Origin of the sequence: Halovibrio variabilis (assembly GCF_007991175.1) — a bacterium.
GTDB lineage: Bacteria > Pseudomonadota > Gammaproteobacteria > Pseudomonadales > Halomonadaceae > Vreelandella > Vreelandella variabilis.
The window spans coordinates 80,227-98,751 of record NZ_BJXV01000014.1; the positions used below are offsets into that span (position 1 = coordinate 80,227).

16 protein-coding genes are annotated in these 18,525 nt (G+C 56.8%); 6 read left to right on the forward strand and 10 right to left on the reverse strand.

Features of this window, described 5'->3' with window-relative positions:
* Nucleotides 1-3: 3 nt before the first annotated feature.
* Together ctaD and coxB are read right to left on the reverse strand one after the other, a co-directional pair.
* Entirely contained in the window at nucleotides 4-2,547 is a 2,544-nt protein-coding gene (gene ctaD, locus HVA01_RS13185) for a cytochrome c oxidase subunit I (RefSeq protein WP_146875872.1), read from the reverse strand.
* The gene (gene coxB / locus HVA01_RS13190; RefSeq protein ID WP_246129622.1) at nucleotides 2,544-3,524 is read right to left on the reverse strand and encodes a cytochrome c oxidase subunit II; all 981 of its coding nucleotides are present in this window, start codon (nucleotides 3,522-3,524) and stop codon (nucleotides 2,544-2,546) included. The genes ctaD and coxB overlap by 4 nt, the downstream gene beginning before the upstream one ends.
* Before the next feature lie 99 nt (nucleotides 3,525-3,623).
* Here coxB and HVA01_RS13195 point away from each other — a divergent pair, with 99 nt between their 5' ends.
* Nucleotides 3,624-4,085: a DUF2231 domain-containing protein gene (locus HVA01_RS13195; RefSeq protein WP_146875873.1), complete on the forward strand. Its 462-nt coding sequence runs from the start codon at nucleotides 3,624-3,626 to the stop codon at nucleotides 4,083-4,085.
* 25 nt (nucleotides 4,086-4,110) lie between these two features.
* Here HVA01_RS13195 and HVA01_RS13200 read toward each other — a convergent pair whose 3' ends face one another.
* From HVA01_RS13200 to HVA01_RS13235, 8 genes are all read right to left on the reverse strand, one after another.
* Nucleotides 4,111-4,536, reverse strand: a complete 426-nt coding sequence (locus HVA01_RS13200) for a CopD family protein (protein ID WP_146875874.1) — start codon at nucleotides 4,534-4,536, stop codon at nucleotides 4,111-4,113.
* 80 nt (nucleotides 4,537-4,616) lie between these two features.
* Complete coding sequence (locus HVA01_RS13205) at nucleotides 4,617-5,462, reverse strand: DUF2797 domain-containing protein (RefSeq protein WP_146875875.1); 846 nt, start codon at nucleotides 5,460-5,462, stop codon at nucleotides 4,617-4,619.
* Complete coding sequence (locus HVA01_RS13210) at nucleotides 5,446-5,730, reverse strand: YeaC family protein (RefSeq protein ID WP_146875876.1); 285 nt, start codon at nucleotides 5,728-5,730, stop codon at nucleotides 5,446-5,448. The genes HVA01_RS13205 and HVA01_RS13210 overlap by 17 nt, the downstream gene beginning before the upstream one ends.
* A gap of 10 nt (nucleotides 5,731-5,740) precedes the next feature.
* On the reverse strand, nucleotides 5,741-6,592 hold the full coding sequence (locus HVA01_RS13215) for a rhomboid family intramembrane serine protease (protein ID WP_146875877.1): 852 nt from the start codon (nucleotides 6,590-6,592) through the stop codon (nucleotides 5,741-5,743).
* Between the two features lie 227 nt (nucleotides 6,593-6,819).
* Nucleotides 6,820-7,836, reverse strand: a complete 1,017-nt coding sequence (locus HVA01_RS13220) for a metallophosphoesterase (protein WP_246129625.1) — start codon at nucleotides 7,834-7,836, stop codon at nucleotides 6,820-6,822.
* Between the two features lie 2 nt (nucleotides 7,837-7,838).
* On the reverse strand, nucleotides 7,839-8,777 hold the full coding sequence (locus tag HVA01_RS13225) for an NAD(+) kinase (RefSeq protein WP_146875878.1): 939 nt from the start codon (nucleotides 8,775-8,777) through the stop codon (nucleotides 7,839-7,841).
* Nucleotides 8,778-8,840: 63 nt separating this feature from the next.
* On the reverse strand, nucleotides 8,841-9,710 hold the full coding sequence (locus HVA01_RS13230) for a carboxylate/amino acid/amine transporter (protein WP_146875879.1): 870 nt from the start codon (nucleotides 9,708-9,710) through the stop codon (nucleotides 8,841-8,843).
* A gap of 88 nt (nucleotides 9,711-9,798) precedes the next feature.
* The gene (locus HVA01_RS13235) at nucleotides 9,799-10,311 is read right to left on the reverse strand and encodes a YqaE/Pmp3 family membrane protein (protein ID WP_146875880.1); all 513 of its coding nucleotides are present in this window, start codon (nucleotides 10,309-10,311) and stop codon (nucleotides 9,799-9,801) included.
* A gap of 304 nt (nucleotides 10,312-10,615) precedes the next feature.
* On the opposite strand from HVA01_RS13235, the gene HVA01_RS13240 reads away from it, so the two are divergent.
* The 5 genes from HVA01_RS13240 to putA all read left to right on the forward strand — a co-directional run bounded on the left by HVA01_RS13240 (nucleotide 10,616) and on the right by putA (nucleotide 18,353).
* Nucleotides 10,616-11,023: a CBS domain-containing protein gene (locus HVA01_RS13240; protein ID WP_146875881.1), complete on the forward strand. Its 408-nt coding sequence runs from the start codon at nucleotides 10,616-10,618 to the stop codon at nucleotides 11,021-11,023.
* A gap of 289 nt (nucleotides 11,024-11,312) precedes the next feature.
* Entirely contained in the window at nucleotides 11,313-11,675 is a 363-nt protein-coding gene (locus HVA01_RS13245) for a hypothetical protein (protein ID WP_146875882.1), read from the forward strand.
* Between the two features lie 40 nt (nucleotides 11,676-11,715).
* Nucleotides 11,716-12,549 (forward strand): AraC family transcriptional regulator, encoded by an 834-nt coding sequence (locus tag HVA01_RS13250; RefSeq protein WP_146875883.1) that lies wholly within the window; start codon nucleotides 11,716-11,718, stop codon nucleotides 12,547-12,549.
* Between the two features lie 466 nt (nucleotides 12,550-13,015).
* Nucleotides 13,016-14,509: a sodium/proline symporter PutP gene (gene putP / locus HVA01_RS13255; RefSeq protein WP_146875884.1), complete on the forward strand. Its 1,494-nt coding sequence runs from the start codon at nucleotides 13,016-13,018 to the stop codon at nucleotides 14,507-14,509.
* A 169-nt stretch (nucleotides 14,510-14,678) separates the two neighbouring features.
* Nucleotides 14,679-18,353 (forward strand): bifunctional proline dehydrogenase/L-glutamate gamma-semialdehyde dehydrogenase PutA, encoded by a 3,675-nt coding sequence (putA, locus tag HVA01_RS13260; RefSeq protein ID WP_146875885.1) that lies wholly within the window; start codon nucleotides 14,679-14,681, stop codon nucleotides 18,351-18,353.
* Nucleotides 18,354-18,525: the final 172 nt, after the last annotated feature.

Consider the following 18,525-nt stretch of genomic DNA (forward strand, 5'->3'; position numbering starts at 1 on the left):
AGCCTAGCTCCCTATCACGCGGGGCAGCACCGCAAGCGCGCCCACCAGTATCCAGAAGGTCACCAGGTTATAGCGCCACAGCTGGGCAACCACTGCGGGCTCGAAAGGCGCATGGGCACCCACATAGCCATAACCTACTCGCAGGCCCTGCAGCAGCGTTAGAGTAGCGCCTAAGCTACCGTGTAGCAGCGCATAGGCCAGCCCGACCATAATGATCGCATCATGGGAAGTCTCGGTAACGGCGAGAGCCGCACTGAGCAATACCCAGAGTGTCATGCCCACCTGCACAAAGCCTAGGGCGCTGATGCAATACATGCCCACGGCCAGCCCTGAATCCTTGCGCTGGCGTAGACCGCGCACCAGTTTCTCAAGTATTCCGGCACCAGCGGTTAGCGCCCCCCCTGCAACAACCAGCCCCACCGAGGAGAGCTGTGACGTCTCGGGCATCCGCCACTCAGGGGACATCGTCCATAAATAGAACCAGCCAAACAGATAGGATAAGAAGAACGAACCATTGGCGAGCAGCGTGATCGACATGGCCCATAGGCCTGGGCCATCCATGGTGCGTGAGTGTAGTGGTGGGTCGCCGGGAGCGACCTCGGCATCCGGCGCCGCTTTCGGGTGCGCCCCGTTCTCCCACGACCAGCGCAGCAGAAATAGCCCAGCCACGATGACGGCGATACCGGCTAGCGGATATAGCCGCGTCAGCAGGCTTAAACACACCACGGCAAGCGCCATAGCAGCAAACAGCGGCCACCATGAGTTTCCCGGCAGATGAATGATTTCACGCACTTTTCCGGTTAAAGGGTCAGTGCCCCACATCTCCCGCCGCCCATGGGTTGCCACCGCCAGGCCATGCTCACCTTCCGCCATGGCGCGAGGTAAATCCGGGTTATCCCATAGCGGGTGACGTGTCTCGACGTTTGGCAGGCTGACAAAGTTATAGGCGCTGGGCGGCATGCGGTTGGCCCACTCAAGGGTATCTGCGTTCCAGGGGTTATGCTTAGCGGGTTTGCCGAAACGGAAGTGCAGCGCTATATCCAACAGCACCATGGCAACGCCCGCCGACAGAATAAAGCTGCTGACGGATGAGAGTAGATTAAAAATATCCCACCCCATGCCCGAATCGTAGGAGTACACTCGCCGCGGCATACCCAGCAGGCCCGTCCAGTGCATGATCAAGAAAGTGCCATTAAAGCCCAAAAAGGTCAGCCAAAAGCCCCATTTCCCCAGCGTTTCAGACGGCATGCGCCCTGAAAACAGCGGCAACCAGTAATACAGCCCGGCGATAAGTGGGAAAAACATGCCCCCCACCAACACATAGTGCATATGCGCCACCACAAAGTGGGTGTCGTGCACCTGTAGATTAAACGGCACCAGCGCCAGCATTACCCCGGTCAAACCGCCACACACAAAGATAATCAAAAAGCCCATGATCCACAGCATCGGCAGCTTCATTTTGGGCTTACCCAGCCAGAGTGTGGCCAACCACACAAACACCTGAATGGCCGTGGGTACCGCCACCAACATACTCGCCGCCGAAAAAAATGCTTGGGCCAACTGGGGAATCCCCACGGTAAACATGTGATGAACCCAGAGTCCAAAACTGATAAAACCGGTGATGATAATCGCGGCCACCACCCAGCCATAGCCAACGATCGGGCGGCCCGCAAACACTGGTATCAGCGTGGAGACAACCCCCGCTGCGGGCAGGAAAATGATGTACACCTCAGGATGGCCAAACAGCCAGAACAGGTGCTGCCAAAGAATCGGGTCACCGCCGCCGGCAACTTCAAAAAAGGGCATCCCCACGGCGCGCTCAAGCTCCAGCAACACACTGCCCAAAATCAGCGGCGGGAAACCGACCACAATCATTAGCGCCATGGCGAGGATGTACCAGGCAAACAGCGGCATTTTATGCAGTGCCATGCCCTGAGTGCGGGTGCGCAGAATCGACACCACCAGTTCAACCCCGGCAGAAAGCGCGGAAATTTCAACAAAGGTAATGCCTAGCAGCCAGAAATCCGAACCCAAGCCCGGTGAGTATTCATTGCTGCTGAGCGGCGTATACATAAACCAGCCGCTATTAGGCGCCATCTCCAGAATCAAACTAAACGACAAAATGATGCCGCCAAATAGATAACACCAGTAACCCAGTGATGTCAGCCGCGGGCAAACCAGATCCCGGGCACCAATCATCTTGGGTATCATGTAAATCGCCAGCCCTTCCAACATAGGGATGGCGAACAGGAACATCATCACCGTGCCGTGCATGGTGATGACCTGGTTATAGATATCCGGCGACATGAAGTCTTGATCGGGGAATGCCAACTGGGTGCGCACCAGCATGGCTAACAGACCGCCGACCAAGAAGAACACCATCCCAGTGACCATGAACCTTAGGCCGAGCGTGGAGTGATTCACAATGGTGAAGGCTTTTAACCCGCGTGGATTGCCCCATATTTCGTGCAGATCTTCGTGTAACCCTTGCGGGTCTTTAGAATATTGGGGATATTGAGGGGTTGCCTGGCGATTAATCGTCGTCATGGGGCCAAGGTCTCCAGCCAAGCACCCAGGCTCTCCAAGGTGGCGGTTTCAATATTATCGTGGGACGGCATTTTGTTGCCCGGTTTTAAGCGCTGGTGATGCTTAAGCCAGTGAGTGACGGCGCCCTCTTCCATGGCCATTATCCCCGCCCCGAGGCTTGTCCGGCTTCCAAGATCAGAAAGATCCGGCCCTGCTTTACCCGAGGAGAGCCCTGCCACTCGGTGGCAGCTCGCGCAATGGGTCATAAAGGCCTCCCTGGCAGGTTCATGCTGTTGGTCGTTTCCCGCTAGCGCCGTTAGCTCGCTAGTTTGACGGGCAGCCAGCCAGGCCTCGTACTCGTCACGCCCCACGGCTTCCACATAAAGCTGCATTTGAGCATGCTGGGCACCGCAAAACTCGGCACACTGAGCGCCAAATACCGCTGGTTCATCGGCTTCCAAACGTATTTTATTCATCCGCCCAGGGATCATGTCGATCTTGCCGCCCAGCCGTGGCACCCAGAAAGCGTGAATAACATCAGCGCCGGTAACGTGAAAATCCACCGGCTCGCCAGCGGGCATTATCAACTGATTAGCGGTCACCACCTCGCCCCCTTCCGCATCAGGGTAGCGGACTTCCCACCACCACTGGTGGCCAATCACTTCAATCACTTCCGGTGGCTCTTCCAATGGCAGCGGCAAAAGCCGCTGCCCGGTGGGCACCCCAAACGCCAATAGCGCCGTAATGCTCGCCACCGGCAGTACAATGCCGCCGCCAACAATCCAGCGGCGGGCTATTTTTCGCTCCTCAGCAGGCGTTCGCGTCACCGCTTTACGCTTGAAGGTATATAGCCAAAACGCGGTGACCAGTACCAATACCACGCTGCCAAATCCCAGCATTATCCACCAGATCATCACCACATCTCGCGCGGCCTGGCCAGCCGGGTTTAGGATAGACTGATCCCCCGCGCAGCCGGCCAATAGCAGCCCAATTAGCATTGTTAGTGCTACGCTAAACTTGTTGGCCCGCTGCGGGCCTAGGCGCTGTCTACGCAGCTTTATCCCTTGAATGGCTTTTACTGCCCACAGGAAGTGACGATGGCAAAATCTCCCCAACGCTCGATTAAAAGCCGCGCCTCGCTCGCCGGCCACCCGCTTCATCCCGTGATGATTCACTTTCCCGTCGCGGCTCTGATGGCGCTGGTAGCGAGCGATATCGGCTTTTTGCTGAGCGGCGACCCGTTCTGGCTGCGCGCTAGCCTGTGGCTGGCAGGCGTTGGCGCTTTTGGTGGCTGGATTGCCAGCATGGTGGGGATTATTGACTTGGTGACGGTGCCACGTATTCGCCACCTGATAACAGGCTGGAGTCACGCTATCGTCGCGGTGGTAATGCTTTCGCTGGCGTCGCTTAACTGGCTGTTGCGCTTTAATGACCCCAGCGCGATTATACCCTGGGGCCTGACTGTTTCGCTGATCACCGCCGCTTTGATTGCCTTGGCGGGGTGGCTGGGCGGGCAACTGGTGTATGAACACGCGGTCGGCGTCGATGTTGACGACTGAAGCAGCTCGATCAAATAACATCTTGTCAGCTCCAGTCCAACGGTTTCGCTAACACGACGGCGAGAACACTCAATATTCCCGCCAGCGCAACGCTCAGCGCGGCCCAGTTAGCGGGCTTAACCCAGCGGTAATGGCCCATCTCTATGCGTAGAATCAAAAAACCAAAACAGCCATGAGCCGCCACCATCGCAACGACCGCACCAAGCTTTAAAATCAGCCAGCCGCCCAACACGCCATGGACAAGAAACAGCAGCGTGCCCGAGGCGATCGCTGTTAAGGCGGCCGGGGTAGCGATTGAGTTATAAAAAAACCGCGGCATAGGCGGCGTACCCTGGGCAAAGCCCGAGTCTTTACGCAGTAGCAGCGCCTGACTAAGCAAGGCAGGTAAATAAAGCAGTGAGCCGCACCAGATGACTAGCGCGGCAATGTGAAGCAGTTTTAGCCAGGGCATCGAAGGCTTCCTTGCGTTGCTTAAGGCTGGATCAGTTACTTCCTAACCTTAGCCAACTCGATGCGTTCTAACCAGCCGTGTTAACTTATTTGGATCTCGTAACCGGTGAATTTGCGGAGATTAATCACGCCGCTATCAAGGATTAAATACTGTCCTTTGACGCCTTGCAGCAGGCCTTCCACTAACGGCTGCTTGTCAAAATTATGCGATGCCACTTTTTTCGGAAAGACGCTAACCGGGTAGTGGAAATGTTGCGGCACCGCTTCCAGCGTGCGAATCGAATCGACGCCGTGGGTCTCGCGTAGTTGACTCAAGCCATTGGCCAACAGGCTAAACAAACGGTCACGCTCGGCGTTTAAATCGATCACCTCTACGTCCCCCTTGAGCATCGCCCGCCAGTTGGTACGGTCTGCTACCTGCTCTTTAAACAGCATTTCGACAAACCCGGACTGCTGACGAGTATCCACTTCAAGAATCGGCAGCGCCTGAATCGCGCCTTGGTCCAGCCAGCGGGTAGGCATCTGGGTGTTGCGGGTAATACCCACCTTGAGCCCCGAGGAGTTAGCCAAATAGACGATATGGGGTTGGAAACAATGCCGCTCGCCCCACTCCGGCTCACGGCAGGTGCCTTGGAAATAGTGGCAGGTTTCCGGCTTCATGATGCAGGTATCGCACTGGGCCAATCGCTTGAAGCAGGGGTAACAGTGGCCCTGGGCAAAGCTTTTTTTAGTCGCCCGCCCACAGTGAGTACAGGCAATTGCCCCGGTCCAGCGCAGGCTAAGCGGCTCGCCGATACGCTCGTTAAGCGCAATTCGGTGCTCACCCGCCCGCAAGTGGTAGACCACCTGATCATTCTGGCGGCTAGGGAGCGCTGCCGCCATTTTGCTTAAACAACCTTGTACTGCCATATCAATCACGCGTGGCATCCCGCGCCAAACCGGTCATTTCAGGCGATACACCCGCGCCGCTGGCAGCCGCCCCGCAGGTACGCTGCTCTAAATACCCGACACGGTTCTCTTCTGGCACGTTGTTCTCCGCCTCAAAACGCATCACCGCTTCCAGGCAGAGTGCGGTTTGTTCCGGCGTCAAACGACGGCCGTCGGGCCATTTGCGCAGCGATACGGCCTGTTTAAGGCTTTCGTAAATCGCCGGGGTCATCTGGTTGATCATTTTTTCGAACGTCATGTCGCTCATTGCAGGCCTCTTAACGATGTTTCAAACGGCGTGATGAATAATACCAGCCAGTGGCAAGCCCCACGAGCAGCCCGCCCAAGTGGGCTTCGTTGGCCACGTTGCCAAACCCAACGCTGTCGGCCATGTCGGTCATGGTGAACACCATCCAGCCGAGCATAAACACCACCAGCATCTGGGGTACAAAAAAGCCGCTTTGCGGCACTCGACGCGACATCAGCCACACGTGCGCCAGCAAAGCGTAAACCACCCCGGACATACCGCCAAACAGGGCGGTGCCGGTCAGGTACTGCGCCAGGTTAGCACCGATACCCGCCACAATAAGCAGCAGTAACATGGTACGACTGCCCTGCAGCGCCTCAATTTGGCGGCCGAAATACCATACCCACATCAGATTAAAAATCAGATGCATCCAGCCAAAGTGCAAAAAGGCCGGCGATAATAAGCGCCATAGTTGGCCTGAGAAAAGCGTTTGCGACAGATTACCCATGACCAGCTCACCCCCTGAAATACCTATCGGGACGATGGTCAAGGTCACAATCAACAGATCGCCAAACACCCCAATCAACGCAAATACTGCCAGGCTAATCACTATCATCAGTGCCGTCACCGGCACCTGACGCAGCGAGGTTAACGAAGTGGTCATGGTATTTGAACGTTTAGCAGGCTGCTGAAGCTCCAGGCGTTCACCCTGCTGCCAGCGCTCTACTAGGGCCATGAGCTCATCATGTTGGTGTGGGTCGGCGATCCATAGCAGCTGTCCATCAGCTTCATCGGTAATGCGGTGACCAATGCGATGGTGCCAAAGCGCTTGGCGCAGTTCGCTCATATCCGCGTGATCGGGCAAAAGCATCACTGGATGCATAACTTCCCTCTAATCAAAGCGCAGGCAGCTCTATGGCCGCAACGCGTGGGTTTGAATACGCTAAGTGGCCGCCAACCAACAGACCAAAAAAAACCGGCGGTGGGGACCGCCGGAGAATTAAAGCAAGGGATCATTCAAGGGAACACTTACTCTGATAGCCGACAGCAGGGTTAGTTCAGCTGGTTTGCAAAAATTATGTAACGGTATGTAATTTTAAAAACAAGGGGCTAATCAAAGTCGATCTCCCAGGGTTTGGGCAACGCTCGTTCCTCTCTGGGAACCGGCACCCAAACAAAGTGGTCGGCGTTTAAGGCACGCTCTCCGCTCCAACGGTAAGCAACTAAACGTCCATATTTGACAGCACTATAATCCAGACAAGCGATATTGCCAGTCGGCAACGCCGGTATGCCTTCACACCAGTAGTGACCGATAAACAACGGCGGTTGTTCAGGGCCATAATAACTAAGTTGCTGGCGTTCTTCGGGGGTCAATGGCCGGGTTTCAAGATCGCCGGGCAGATTATCCGGCTGGAAGACTACATCGCCCCACTGCTGAGGCGCCTGGGCCCAGAAGTGGGCGCGAAAACTTTTCCGCTTAAAGCCATCGCCGGAGTGGATCGCGATGCCTGCGGGCAGCGAGACATGCGGGCCACGGGTTAAGCGGTCTAAAATTCGAAACGCCTGGGTCGTCGGATCGATAGACTCGACTAGAAACTGAGTGTCCATGCAGCCATCAGGATGGCGCTGGTTAAGCTCTGCAATCAGCGCCTTATCCCAGCAGGCATGCACCACGCGGATACCATCGATTTCTAAACACAGCGGGATGGTTTTAAACCACGCCAGGGTATCGTCCCACTCGTTGGTATAGTCGCGATACTGATCCAGGGTATCTTGAATAATACGATTATGCCGCGGGGTATGCTCACGCAGCCAGCGTTTGTGGCTGCCCACAGGCGCTGGATGGGTATACGCCAGGGCGTTATATTCATGATTGCCCATGACGATATACGCCTCGCCCTGCTCGACCATCCGCCGGGCGATGGTCACCGCAAGGCGGATACGCGGCCCGCGATCAATTAAATCTCCCAGAAAGATGACTTTGCGGCGGGGATGGCGATACACACCGGCACGCTGGTGGTACCCCAGCTTTTCCAGCAATACCGCCAGCGTAGCGCCACAGCCATGAACATCACCAATCAGGTCATATCCTTCCAGTGGGGGCTTGCCTTGCGTTTGACGCTGCATGCTTAATCCCCCAACCGATTGCTCCAGCCTAACTTGCTGCGTAGCACTTCATAAAAATTGTGGCCGATGGGATGCACCAACTGAACAGGTTCGGGTTTACGTGTAATCACTAGCACATCGTTGGGTTTGGCCACCGCTCGCGTTTGCCCGTCGCAGCTTATATGCGGATAGGACTGGTTCGTTTCGCCAATATGAATGCGTATTTCACTCTCGGCATCAATCACAATTGGCCGACTCGACAGCGTATGGGGGAACATTGGGACCAGCGTCACGACATCCAGCTTAGGGTGCATAATCGGCCCGCCGCCCGACAACGCGTAGGCCGTGGAGCCGGTGGGCGTGGCAATAATTAAGCCGTCGCTACGCTGGCTATACACAAACTGGCCGTCAATAAACAGCTCAAACTCAATCATGCGGACCGCTTTACCGGGATGCACCACTACTTCGTTAAGGGCATCGCCATTGCCTACCGCAACCCCATTACGGTACAGCACTGCGTCGAGCAAGAAACGCTGCTCAACCTCAAACTCCCCCGCCAGCACTTCGCCTACGCGGGTTTCTAGCTCATCTGGGGAAATATCGGTAAGAAATCCCAGCCGACCACGGTTAACACCTAAAATCAGCGTGCCGCTACGGCAAAGAGTGCGCGCCGCGCCTAGCAAACTACCGTCGCCGCCCACCACAATCACTAAATCGCACAGCTCACCCAACATGCGGCGGCTGGTTTCCGGCTGACCATGCTGCGGCAACGCGGTAGCGGTGCGGTCTTCCATCAGCACATGGTAGTCGTTGGCGACCAGGTAGGTGACGAGACGCTGCAAAGAGTCGATAACTTTATCGCTACCCAGCCGACCAATCAGCCCAATGGTTTTAAAGGGCCTGCCTGGGCGGTCGCGGGAAGACGACACAGCGTCTGATGGCGATAGTAAGGTGTTGCTCATGGGCTGAGTCTCGCTTGCATAGACAGCCATTATGGCGTCAGCGATAGTATCGGGCAAATAGACTTAACTAACGGCCACTTGACGGCGCTGGCACCACCAATGGTTTAGCCATAGTGAAGCTGCCATTATCAGCGCGCCTAACACCAAGCGTGGGATATCCGCATCGCGGTTCCAAATCAGCAAATTGACTATCAAGCCCGCGGGCACCAGCGCATTGTTCATAATGGCCAAGGTGCCAGCGTCTACTTTCGTCGCCCCCTGGTTCCAGGCAAAGTAGCCCACGCCTGACGCCACTAACCCTAGCCACGCCAATACTCCCCACTGCAGCGACGTCGTGGGCAGCGCCGCGCTGTTGCCGAAGAGTAAATACGCCGGCAAGGCGACGACCATTGCGCCAATAAAGAACCAGCCAAAGACGTTATGCCATGCCAACGAAGGCGACAAATCAGCCGCTAAGCGACGGTAGCCCACTTGGCCGAGGGCGAAACAAAGGTTGGCCCCTTGCACCACTAAAAAGCCTGCCCAAAACCCGCTGTCAACGCCGTCGTAGCGGATAACCCCAGCGCCCACCACCGCGAGCAGCGCAGTGATTAAATAGATCGGCGTAAAGCGCCCGAACAGCAGATCATCCAGCAGCGCGATATAAATAGGCGTAAAGATGGTAAACAGCAGAACTTCAGGTACCGACAGCAGCAGAAAAGATTGATAGAAAAAGGTGTACATCACCCCTAGCTGCACGGCGCCTAAGCCCATAAGCGCCAGCCGCTGCTTACCTTGCAGCAAGCTGGGGCGTAAAAACGGCAAGAACACCAACGTAGCCAGTGATACCCGCAAGAGTACCGCAAAGTAGCTGTCTACCTGCCCGGCCAGATATACCCCAATCAGCGAAAAGGAGAATGCCCACAAGGCGGTCACACCAATCAAATAGCCCACTGTAAACCTCGTTGCTTTAGGTGGTTTACATGGATTATACGCACCTTAACAGGGCTGCCAAGTCGTCAACGTCATTAAGCACCTAACGTTAACGCTGCCAAACCCAGCGAAACGCGTAGGCTACGCCGGGTAACCAACCCAGCAGCGTTAACACAGCGCTGATGACCACTCGGCGGGGGCTGCCTTTCGTCAATGCCACGGCAAGCGGGGGCAGTAGAATTGCCAGCGCGAAGTAGGCCATTCTCAACCCTGCTGGCGACTCAGGCGGCGCGGTTTCCATGTCCGCCGTTGGTCCTTCTGACCGCGCTTTTGGCGCAGGCGTGAAGTGCTCGACAGGACTTGCTTCCGGCGCTGCCGCTTCCCCCCGCGCCTGTGCCCGATGGGCTTCTTTGTCAATTTTCTGATCGAGCGTCTCGGCCCCTTCAGCAAGATCACCGTGGTAGCGCTCCCACTCTTCCCAATCATGGGGCGTACCTGATTTAGGTCGCTGATGACCAGAGCCACGCGCGCGCTCCCAGGCCTTTTCTTCCAGCGTATTGGGACGTTCAGGTTCATGGTCAACGCCCACTCCTTTGCGGTTCAAGTACTCACGTGCATCCATCAGAAGCTCCTTGAAGCGTTCAATCAATAGGGGATCATTTTAATGGTTAGAGAAATAACAGCTTACAAGATTCAGTATTGAAAGCGTTGAAATACCTCAGGGGGCACAGCAACACGCAATGGGCAAAATCACCTACAGTGATAGAGTCGATCAGTGGTAGGGTCGATGTTGCATTAAGGCGATACCCGCTGGCTCTCAAACACCCGCTCACGTGGTGCATTGATATGGCTGTCGCTAAATGCAACGAGTCAAATACAGTGATAGCTAAATACAATGGCTGAAGACGGTGCGTCAGGAGTCCTTTATGAAAACAACAACCCCTAACATCGTGCGCGACATCATGTCCCGTGACTGCTACCGCGTCTCACCCGACACATCGGTTACCACGCTAGCCAAAGGGTTAGCATTGCACCGTTTACCTGGGGCGCCGGTTGTAGACGCTGCTGATCGGCTAATTGGCTTTATCTCCGAGCAGGATGTCATGGGCCGCGTGCTGGATAGCATCTATCACGACGACGAAGCACCGCTGGTTAAAGAAATGATGCGTCATGAGGTGCTTAGCGTAACGCCAAATAAAAGTATTACCGACCTGGCCCAGGAAATGCTCGGCCCTAAACCCAAAATCTATCCGGTGGTCGAACAGCAGCGCTTGGTAGGCATCGTGACACGACGTGATATCCTCATCGCCCTACTGACCATTCGCCGTCATTAATGGTGTGGAGGTCCTAACCATCACAAGGCCCTAACTATCACCCAGGCGTGAGCCATTGGCAGGCAACAGGCAAAAAAAACCGCTACTCAGAAAGTAGCGGAAGCAAGGGATCAAAACATATAGAGCTAAGACAACAATTCTAGCGACTGCTATCGCCATGTTGCCTGTACTAACTCAGACACGCTGTGAAGGAAAAGTTCGCAAAAAAGGTAAAATTTTCGTCATTGCCAGCTTCCAGCGTATAGTTAAACAGGTATTTATTAACGGACGACGCCTAGGAGCATTGCGAATGGCGCTGTATCTTTTAGTGTTTGGTGTGTGCCTGCTGGTGATTGGCGCGGTCATGTTGGTGTTAATGACGTCAAGCACCCCGCGATACCGCACTGAACCCGACGATCTACTTACACTGTTTGATAAGGCGCTTAACAGCGAAGTGAGCGAAACCGAATGGAACGCTATCATCGGTTATCCCATTCGCCACAATGAGTATTTGGACGGCATTAGGCGCCGCGCTGCGCACTTAATGGAGGAGCACGGTCGTCGCTGGCTGGTTGCCCAAGGTAAGCCACTGCTTACGCAAGAGGGGCAAGAAGAGCTTAAGGCCCTTCGCGACCATTTGTCCGCTCATACTAACCTCCGCCAGCAACAGTGATTGCGGTTCATGAGCGTTATTGCGGTTTAGGAGACTGACGATGCCCAGCACTATCCGGCAAATTCCGCTAGCCAGCGCTACACATCACCACACGCACGATTTTCATCAAATAGTGATTACGCTGTACGGTTCCTCGGAATTTGAAATCGAAGGCTTAGGTGGTCGAGTCAATGCGTTTTCGGGCTGTATCGTGCCCGCCAACCACGAACACTACTACTCAGGTTACGGCCACAACCGGCAATTGATTTTCGACCTTCCCGAAGATGCCCCTGCGCTAACCGGTGAAAACCGCGAGCTGGTGGCACTGTTTGATGCACCCCGCTTTTTCGGCCTGGATAGCTCCATACGCCACTATTTAACTTTTATGCAAAGCGAGCTTGCTCAAGGGTTTGACACTGCCTCCGACTCCTTTCAGCAAGATCGATTGGCAGCCACTCTGCTGGGCTCACTTAAAGCCCGGCTAGGTACGCCGGCCAACACCACTCAGCGCCGCTTGGACCTAAGCCGCATCGACCACTTTATTCATCAACATCTCGCCGATGACCTCCGAGTTGCCGATCTTGCCCGGCTGGCCTGCCTGAGCGAAGCGCATTTTTCCGAGTGCTTTCGCGCCCAAACCGGGCTATCGCCCTGGCAGTACGTCAAGCGCCAGCGCCTGCATGCGGCCCGCCAATTGATTCTGCAAAGCCGCCTACCGCTTACCGATATTGCGATTCAAACCGGCTTTGCCAACCAAAGCGCCCTGTCCCATGCGTTTCGGCGCAGCTATGGATTGTCGCCGCGCAAATTGCGCCAAGCGGATATGGCACCGGTTGCTATTAGCCCGTCAAACGCTGCTTTTGAGCCGCTAGCAGGCCAGCAAAAATTCTACTAAAGTCGTAAAACTACTACTCTTGCCGCGGAATTGACACGTATTACCGCGGAACCAACATACACTCAAGGTGGCGGCACTCTACATTCGCTTATTAGCTTGGGCCTAACGCTCTGTTACTCATTTGTTCTTTATCTGAAACACTTGTTACTGCAAAAACGATTACTAATAACACCGCTGCGTTAGGCGGGAACGCGTCACTGTTGGCGCTAGGCGATGAGTGAGCAACTCATCAACGACAAACCAAAACTCCTGAACAGGAAACTACCTCATGGTCGAAAATAATACAGGGATCATTGCTGATAAACGTGCCATCAAACCTTCTGACACTATCTCTGGCGGGCGCTCGTTAGGCCTCGTAACGTAATAGCCAACGGGGTTAAAAACAATGCGGGCCACTACCGGTTTCTCACGGTAACCGCGCTAACCGGTCGGAACTCATTCCGTCCTGACGAACTGGAGAAGTTACATGGCTATTGGTGTTTGGATTAGTCTCATTGCGTACTTTGCGCTTATGGTCGGCATCGGCATTTATGCGATGCGCAAATCCACCTCTTCCTCTGAAGATTACATGCTGGGTGGTCGAACCCTCAGCCCGCAAGTAGCGGCTCTCTCTGCCGGCGCATCGGACATGAGCGGTTGGTTGCTGCTAGGTTTACCGGGCGCAATGTTTGTATCCGGCCTGGGCTCGGCCTGGATCGGCATTGGCTTGCTCGTAGGGGCGTTATTCAACTGGATTCTGGTCGCTCCGCGTCTGCGTGAACAGACGGTTCACTACGGCAATGCGATCACTATTCCGGCTTTCCTCGCCAACCGCTTCCCGACCCGTGCGCTTTCCCTGCGCACCGTGTCTGCCATCGTTATCGTGATCTTTTTCGCGGTTTACACCGCGTCAGGTCTAGTGGCTGGCGGCAAGCTATTTGAAAGCGCGTTTTCTGGCATTTACAACTTCGGTGACATGAGCAACTACGCCATGGGTATCATGATCACGCTTGGCGTGGTGCTTGTTTACACGGTGGTCGGCGGCTTCCTGGCTGTGAGCATGACGGACTTCGTGCAAGGCTGCATCATGATGCTAGCGCTAGTAATCATGCCAGCGGTGGTGCTATTTGGCGAAGGTGGCGGTGGTTTAGGCCAAGCGACACAGACCCTGAATGAAATCGATCCTACCCTGCTATCCTGGACATCAGGCCTCACCTTCATCGGCTGGCTGTCTGCGGTGACCTGGGGGCTGGGCTATTTCGGCCAGCCGCACATCATTGTGCGCTTTATGGCGATCCGAACGCTGAAGGATGTCCCCGTTGCCCGCAACATCGGCATGGGCTGGATGCTTATCTCGCTGATTGGTGCCGTTTCTCTGGGCATCTTCGGCCGCGCCTATGCGATCCGCAATGGCATGGATATCGAAGATCCGGAAACGATCTTTATTGTCCTGGCGAATCTGCTGTTCCATCCGTTGATTACCGGTTTCCTCTACGCGGCACTGCTTGCTGCGATCATGAGTACCGTTTCCAGCCAGCTTCTGGTGGCGTCTTCCTCACTGACTGAGGACTTCTATCGCCTGTTCCTGCACAAGAATGCGTCCGAACAAGAGTCTGTCGCCGTCGGCCGTGTCTGCGTGGTGCTGGTGGGTATCGTGGCAGCGATTATTGCCTCTGATGAAAACTCCCAGGTGCTGGGGCTGGTCAGTAACGCTTGGGCAGGCTTCGGTGCAGCGTTTGGCCCGCTAATTATCTTGTCGCTGATGTGGTCACGCACCAACGGTAATGGTGCCATCGCAGGCATGGTAGTCGGTGCTCTCACGGTTATGATTTGGATCTCGCTGGGCTGGAACGGTGAATTCCTGGGCGGCCCAGGTGTCTACGAGATTATTCCTGGCTTCATCGCGTCCTTCATTGCCATCATGGTGGTGAGCAACGCAACCGAAGACTCGGGTGAATATCAGCACATCACTCGCAACTAACGTTCCAGGGTACATTCAACGTATTGCCAGAGCATATCTAACGTATAAAGAGGGCTCCCGCGGGAGCCCTCTATTGGTTTGATCTTTTGTGCTTGCTTTAAAAAGAACGACTACATTCTAGCTGACAACGCATCAACGCTACGTTTCGGCTAGCAGGGAGAAACCCAGTATGAACGAAGCCAATCCCCATCTGCATAATCTGCATAGCGACGTGAGTGATCTGCGCTCACGCATTCGCACCAATTACGACGCCAATGAGGCAGATGTACTGCACGGGCTTGTCGAGCGTATCAAGCTATCGGAGGATGACCGCCAGAAGGTCGCCGCCGAGGGTGCTAACTACGTGGCGCGTGTGCGTAAGGAAAGGTCGCCCTCAATGATGGAGGCGTTCCTGGCCGAGTACGGGCTCTCGACCACCGAGGGCGTCGGTCTGATGTGTCTGGCGGAAGCACTGCTGCGCGTACCCGATGCGGAAACCATCGACGACCTGATCCACGACAAGATCGAGCCGTCTGACTGGGGCGCCCACCTGGGCAAGTCGTCTTCGTCAATGGTCAATGCCTCGACCTGGGCACTGCTGCTGACTGGCAAGGTGCTGGAAGAAGACCCCAAGGGCCCGACGCGGGCGCTACGCGGCCTGGTACGCCGCATGGGCGAGCCGGTGGTGCGCAGGGCGGTTGGCCAATCAATGAAAATTCTCGGCCGCCAGTTCGTACTCGGCCAAACCATTGACGAGGGTATGAAAAATGCCCGCGAACTCGAGAAACAGGGCTACACCTACTCCTACGACATGCTGGGCGAAGCGGCGCGCACCGACGACGATGCTCTCCGCTATCATCAAGCGTATGCCGAGGCGATTACCGCGATCGCCAAGCAGGCCAAGGGCGACGTACGCGGCAGCCCCGGCATCTCCGTGAAGCTCTCAGCGCTGCATCCGCGCTATGAATATACCCACCGTGACACGGTGATGGCCGAGCTATTGCCCCGCGCCAAAGAGCTGGTGCAGCAGGCAGCCAAGGCCAATATCGGTTTCAACATCGACGCCGAAGAGCAAGACCGGCTGGATCTCTCCCTCGACGTGATCGAGGCATTGATGGCCGACCCAAGCCTGGACGGATGGGATGGCTTCGGGGTCGTCGTGCAGGCCTATGGGCGCCGAGCCGCGCCGATGATTGAGACACTCTACGAACTGGCCGAGCGGTTCGATCGCAAGATTATGGTACGTCTGGTCAAAGGCGCTTACTGGGATACCGAGATCAAACTTTCCCAGGAGATGGGGGTCAAGACCTTCCCGGTCTTCACCCGCAAGGTCAACACCGATGTCAGCTACATGGCCTGCGCCCAGATGCTGCTCGACCGGCGCGACCGTATCTATCCGCAGTTCGCTACCCACAACGCCCACACCTGCGCCGCCGTGGTGGCCATGGCAGGCGACGACAAGGACAGCTACGAGTTCCAGCGCCTGCACGGCATGGGCGAATCGCTGCACCACATCGTCAAGGAGACGGAAGGCGCCCACTGCCGCATCTATGCCCCGGTCGGCGCGCACCGCGATCTGCTGGCCTATCTGGTCCGCCGCCTGTTGGAAAACGGCGCCAATTCCTCGTTCGTCAATCAGGTGGTGGACAGCTCGATTCCGCCGAGCGAGGTATCAAAGGATCCCATTGAAGGCTTTAAGCAGCTCGGCAACGACGTCTCAAGCCCGTTGATCCGTCAGCCCGGCGAGCTGTTCGAGCCTGAGCGCAAGAACTCCAAGGGCTATCGGATTAACGAGCCAGCATCGATCCTCCCACTGCTTGAGGCACGGGAAGCGTTTGCCGATGCCACCTGGACCGCAGGCCCCATGCTGGTGGGCAACCCCGCACCCCAGGGCCCGGCGCGCGATGCCGTCTCCCCCGCAGATGGTTCGCGAGTGGTCGGCAAGGTGCATGAGGCCACCCCTGAAGAGGTGACAACCGCCCTTGACGCCGCCGAGCAAGGCTTCAAAGAGTGGTCGGCACGCCCAGCGGCCGAACGCGCCGCGGTACTGCGCCGCACTGCCGATCTCTACGAGGAGCATATCGCCGAGCTGACCGTGATCACCACCCGCGAAGCGGGCAAGATGATGTTCGACGGTATCGCCGAAGTGCGCGAAGCGGTGGATTTCCTGCGTTTTTATGCCAACGAAGGCGAGCGTCTGGACGCGGAAGAGCCCGGCAGCGCCCGCGGCATCTTCGTCTGCATCAGCCCGTGGAACTTCCCCCTGGCGATTACCACCGGGCAGATCGCTGCTGCCCTAGTGGCCGGTAACGCGGTACTCGCCAAGCCCGCCGAGCAGACGCCCCTGATTGCCGCCCGCGCCGTCGAGCTGATGCGCGAAGCCGGCCTACCGGAAGCGGCGCTGCAGCTGCTGCCGGGCGACGGCCCGACGGTGGGCGGCCCGCTGACCAGCGATCCGCGTATCGCCGGTGTCTGCTTCACCGGCTCCACCCCGGTGGCGCAGATTATCCACAAGGCGCTGGCCGAGAACGCGGGCCCCGATGCGATACTAATCGCCGAGACCGGCGGGCTCAACTCCATGATTGTGGACTCCACGGCGCTGACCGAGCAGGCGGTGCGCGATATACTGATTTCCTCCTTCCAGTCGGCTGGCCAGCGCTGTTCCGCGCTGCGCATGCTGTATGTCCAGGAAGAAGCGCGGGACCGGTTGCTCAACATGCTCTACGGCGCCATGGACGCGCTCACCATTGGCGACCCCTGGAACACCGATACCGACGTGTCGCCGGTCATCGACGCCGACGCCCAGGCCGATATCAGCGACTATGTGGCAACACAGGAGAAAAACGGCAAGGTACTGAAGAAGCTGCCCGCGCCAGACACCGGCACCTTTGTCACCCCGGCGGTGGTCGAAGTCAGCGGCATCGAGGACCTCGAGCGTGAGATCTTCGGCCCGGTGCTGCACGTCGCCACCTTCAAAGCGCGGGATATCGACAAGGTGGTCGACGATATCAATGGCAAAGGCTACGGGCTGACCTTCGGCTTGCATACCCGCATTGATGACCGCGTGCAGCAGATCGTCGAGCGCATCCATGTCGGCAACGTCTACGTCAACCGCAACCAGATCGGCGCCATCGTTGGCTCCCAGCCGTTCGGTGGCGAGGGGCTCTCAGGCACAGGCCCCAAGGCCGGTGGCCCACTCTACGTCAACCGCTTCCGTCGCACCGCAGACGCCGAGCACGTTGAGGCGCCAGAAGGAAAAGCCGTTTCACTTGGCGATCTTCAATCGGCGCTTGATGGGCTGGATGCGCGTAACTGGGCGGTACGTCCCAATCGCATCGAGGTGCTGCGCAAGGCGCTCTCCGGCAAAGGCGGCGTGATCCGCAAGGCACTCAATGAGACGGCCGCGCTGGACATGACGTCGCAGACGCTGCCGGGGCCGACGGGCGAAAGCAACCGCCTGGCGATGTATCCGAAAGGAGTGGTGCTGTGCCTCGGGCCAACTCTGGATATCGCCATCGCGCAAGCAGCCCAGGCCCTCGGCGCGGGCTGTGCGGCCGTCGTGGTCACGACAGGTGCCGAGCAGGCGGTGAAGCCACTGATTGACGCCGGCGCGCCAGTGGTCGGGCTTGATGGCAGCGTTTCAGCAGAGACACTGAGCGAGGTCAAAGGCATTGCAGCGGTCGCCGCTGCTGGCGCCAGCGACTGGACCCGCGAACTGCGCATTGCGCTGGCCAAGCGCGACGGCGCCATCATCTCGCTCGAGACCCAGACTATCTCGCCGGATCGCTACGTGGTGGAACGTCACCTATGTATCGACACCACCGCAGCGGGCGGCAACGCCAGCCTGTTGGCAACGGCCGAATAGGTTGTTGCCTTAGTGGTTGGTGCTTAGGAACAGGTGCTTAGGAGGCGAGCGGCTCATTGAAGTCGCTTGCCCTCCTCCCGCACTCAGCAAATGCTGATCACTGTCTCAGCGATCCATCATTAGCCACTACTCGTTAGTGGCTTTTTTGTATCTGGCAGCCGGGATTTACGGA

Excerpts from the sequence above, each read along its gene's own strand:
- HVA01_RS13225 (WP_146875878.1), bottom strand. The coding sequence starts at position 8,777 with ATGAGCAACACCTTACTATCGCCATCAGACGCTGTGTCGTCTTCCCGC.
- HVA01_RS13195 (WP_146875873.1), top strand. The coding sequence starts at position 3,624 with ATGGCAAAATCTCCCCAACGCTCGATTAAAAGCCGCGCCTCGCTCGCC.
- HVA01_RS13245 (WP_146875882.1), top strand. The coding sequence starts at position 11,313 with ATGGCGCTGTATCTTTTAGTGTTTGGTGTGTGCCTGCTGGTGATTGGC.
- putP (WP_146875884.1), top strand. The coding sequence starts at position 13,016 with ATGGCTATTGGTGTTTGGATTAGTCTCATTGCGTACTTTGCGCTTATG.
- HVA01_RS13240 (WP_146875881.1), top strand. The coding sequence starts at position 10,616 with ATGAAAACAACAACCCCTAACATCGTGCGCGACATCATGTCCCGTGAC.
- HVA01_RS13235 (WP_146875880.1), bottom strand. The coding sequence starts at position 10,311 with ATGGATGCACGTGAGTACTTGAACCGCAAAGGAGTGGGCGTTGACCAT.
- putA (WP_146875885.1), top strand. The coding sequence starts at position 14,679 with ATGAACGAAGCCAATCCCCATCTGCATAATCTGCATAGCGACGTGAGT.
- ctaD (WP_146875872.1), bottom strand. The coding sequence starts at position 2,547 with ATGACGACGATTAATCGCCAGGCAACCCCTCAATATCCCCAATATTCT.
- HVA01_RS13215 (WP_146875877.1), bottom strand. The coding sequence starts at position 6,592 with ATGCATCCAGTGATGCTTTTGCCCGATCACGCGGATATGAGCGAACTG.
- HVA01_RS13200 (WP_146875874.1), bottom strand. The coding sequence starts at position 4,536 with ATGCCCTGGCTAAAACTGCTTCACATTGCCGCGCTAGTCATCTGGTGC.
- HVA01_RS13250 (WP_146875883.1), top strand. The coding sequence starts at position 11,716 with ATGCCCAGCACTATCCGGCAAATTCCGCTAGCCAGCGCTACACATCAC.
- coxB (WP_246129622.1), bottom strand. The coding sequence starts at position 3,524 with ATGCTAATTGGGCTGCTATTGGCCGGCTGCGCGGGGGATCAGTCTATC.
- HVA01_RS13220 (WP_246129625.1), bottom strand. The coding sequence starts at position 7,836 with ATGCAGCGTCAAACGCAAGGCAAGCCCCCACTGGAAGGATATGACCTG.
- HVA01_RS13205 (WP_146875875.1), bottom strand. The coding sequence starts at position 5,462 with ATGCCACGCGTGATTGATATGGCAGTACAAGGTTGTTTAAGCAAAATG.
- HVA01_RS13210 (WP_146875876.1), bottom strand. The coding sequence starts at position 5,730 with ATGAGCGACATGACGTTCGAAAAAATGATCAACCAGATGACCCCGGCG.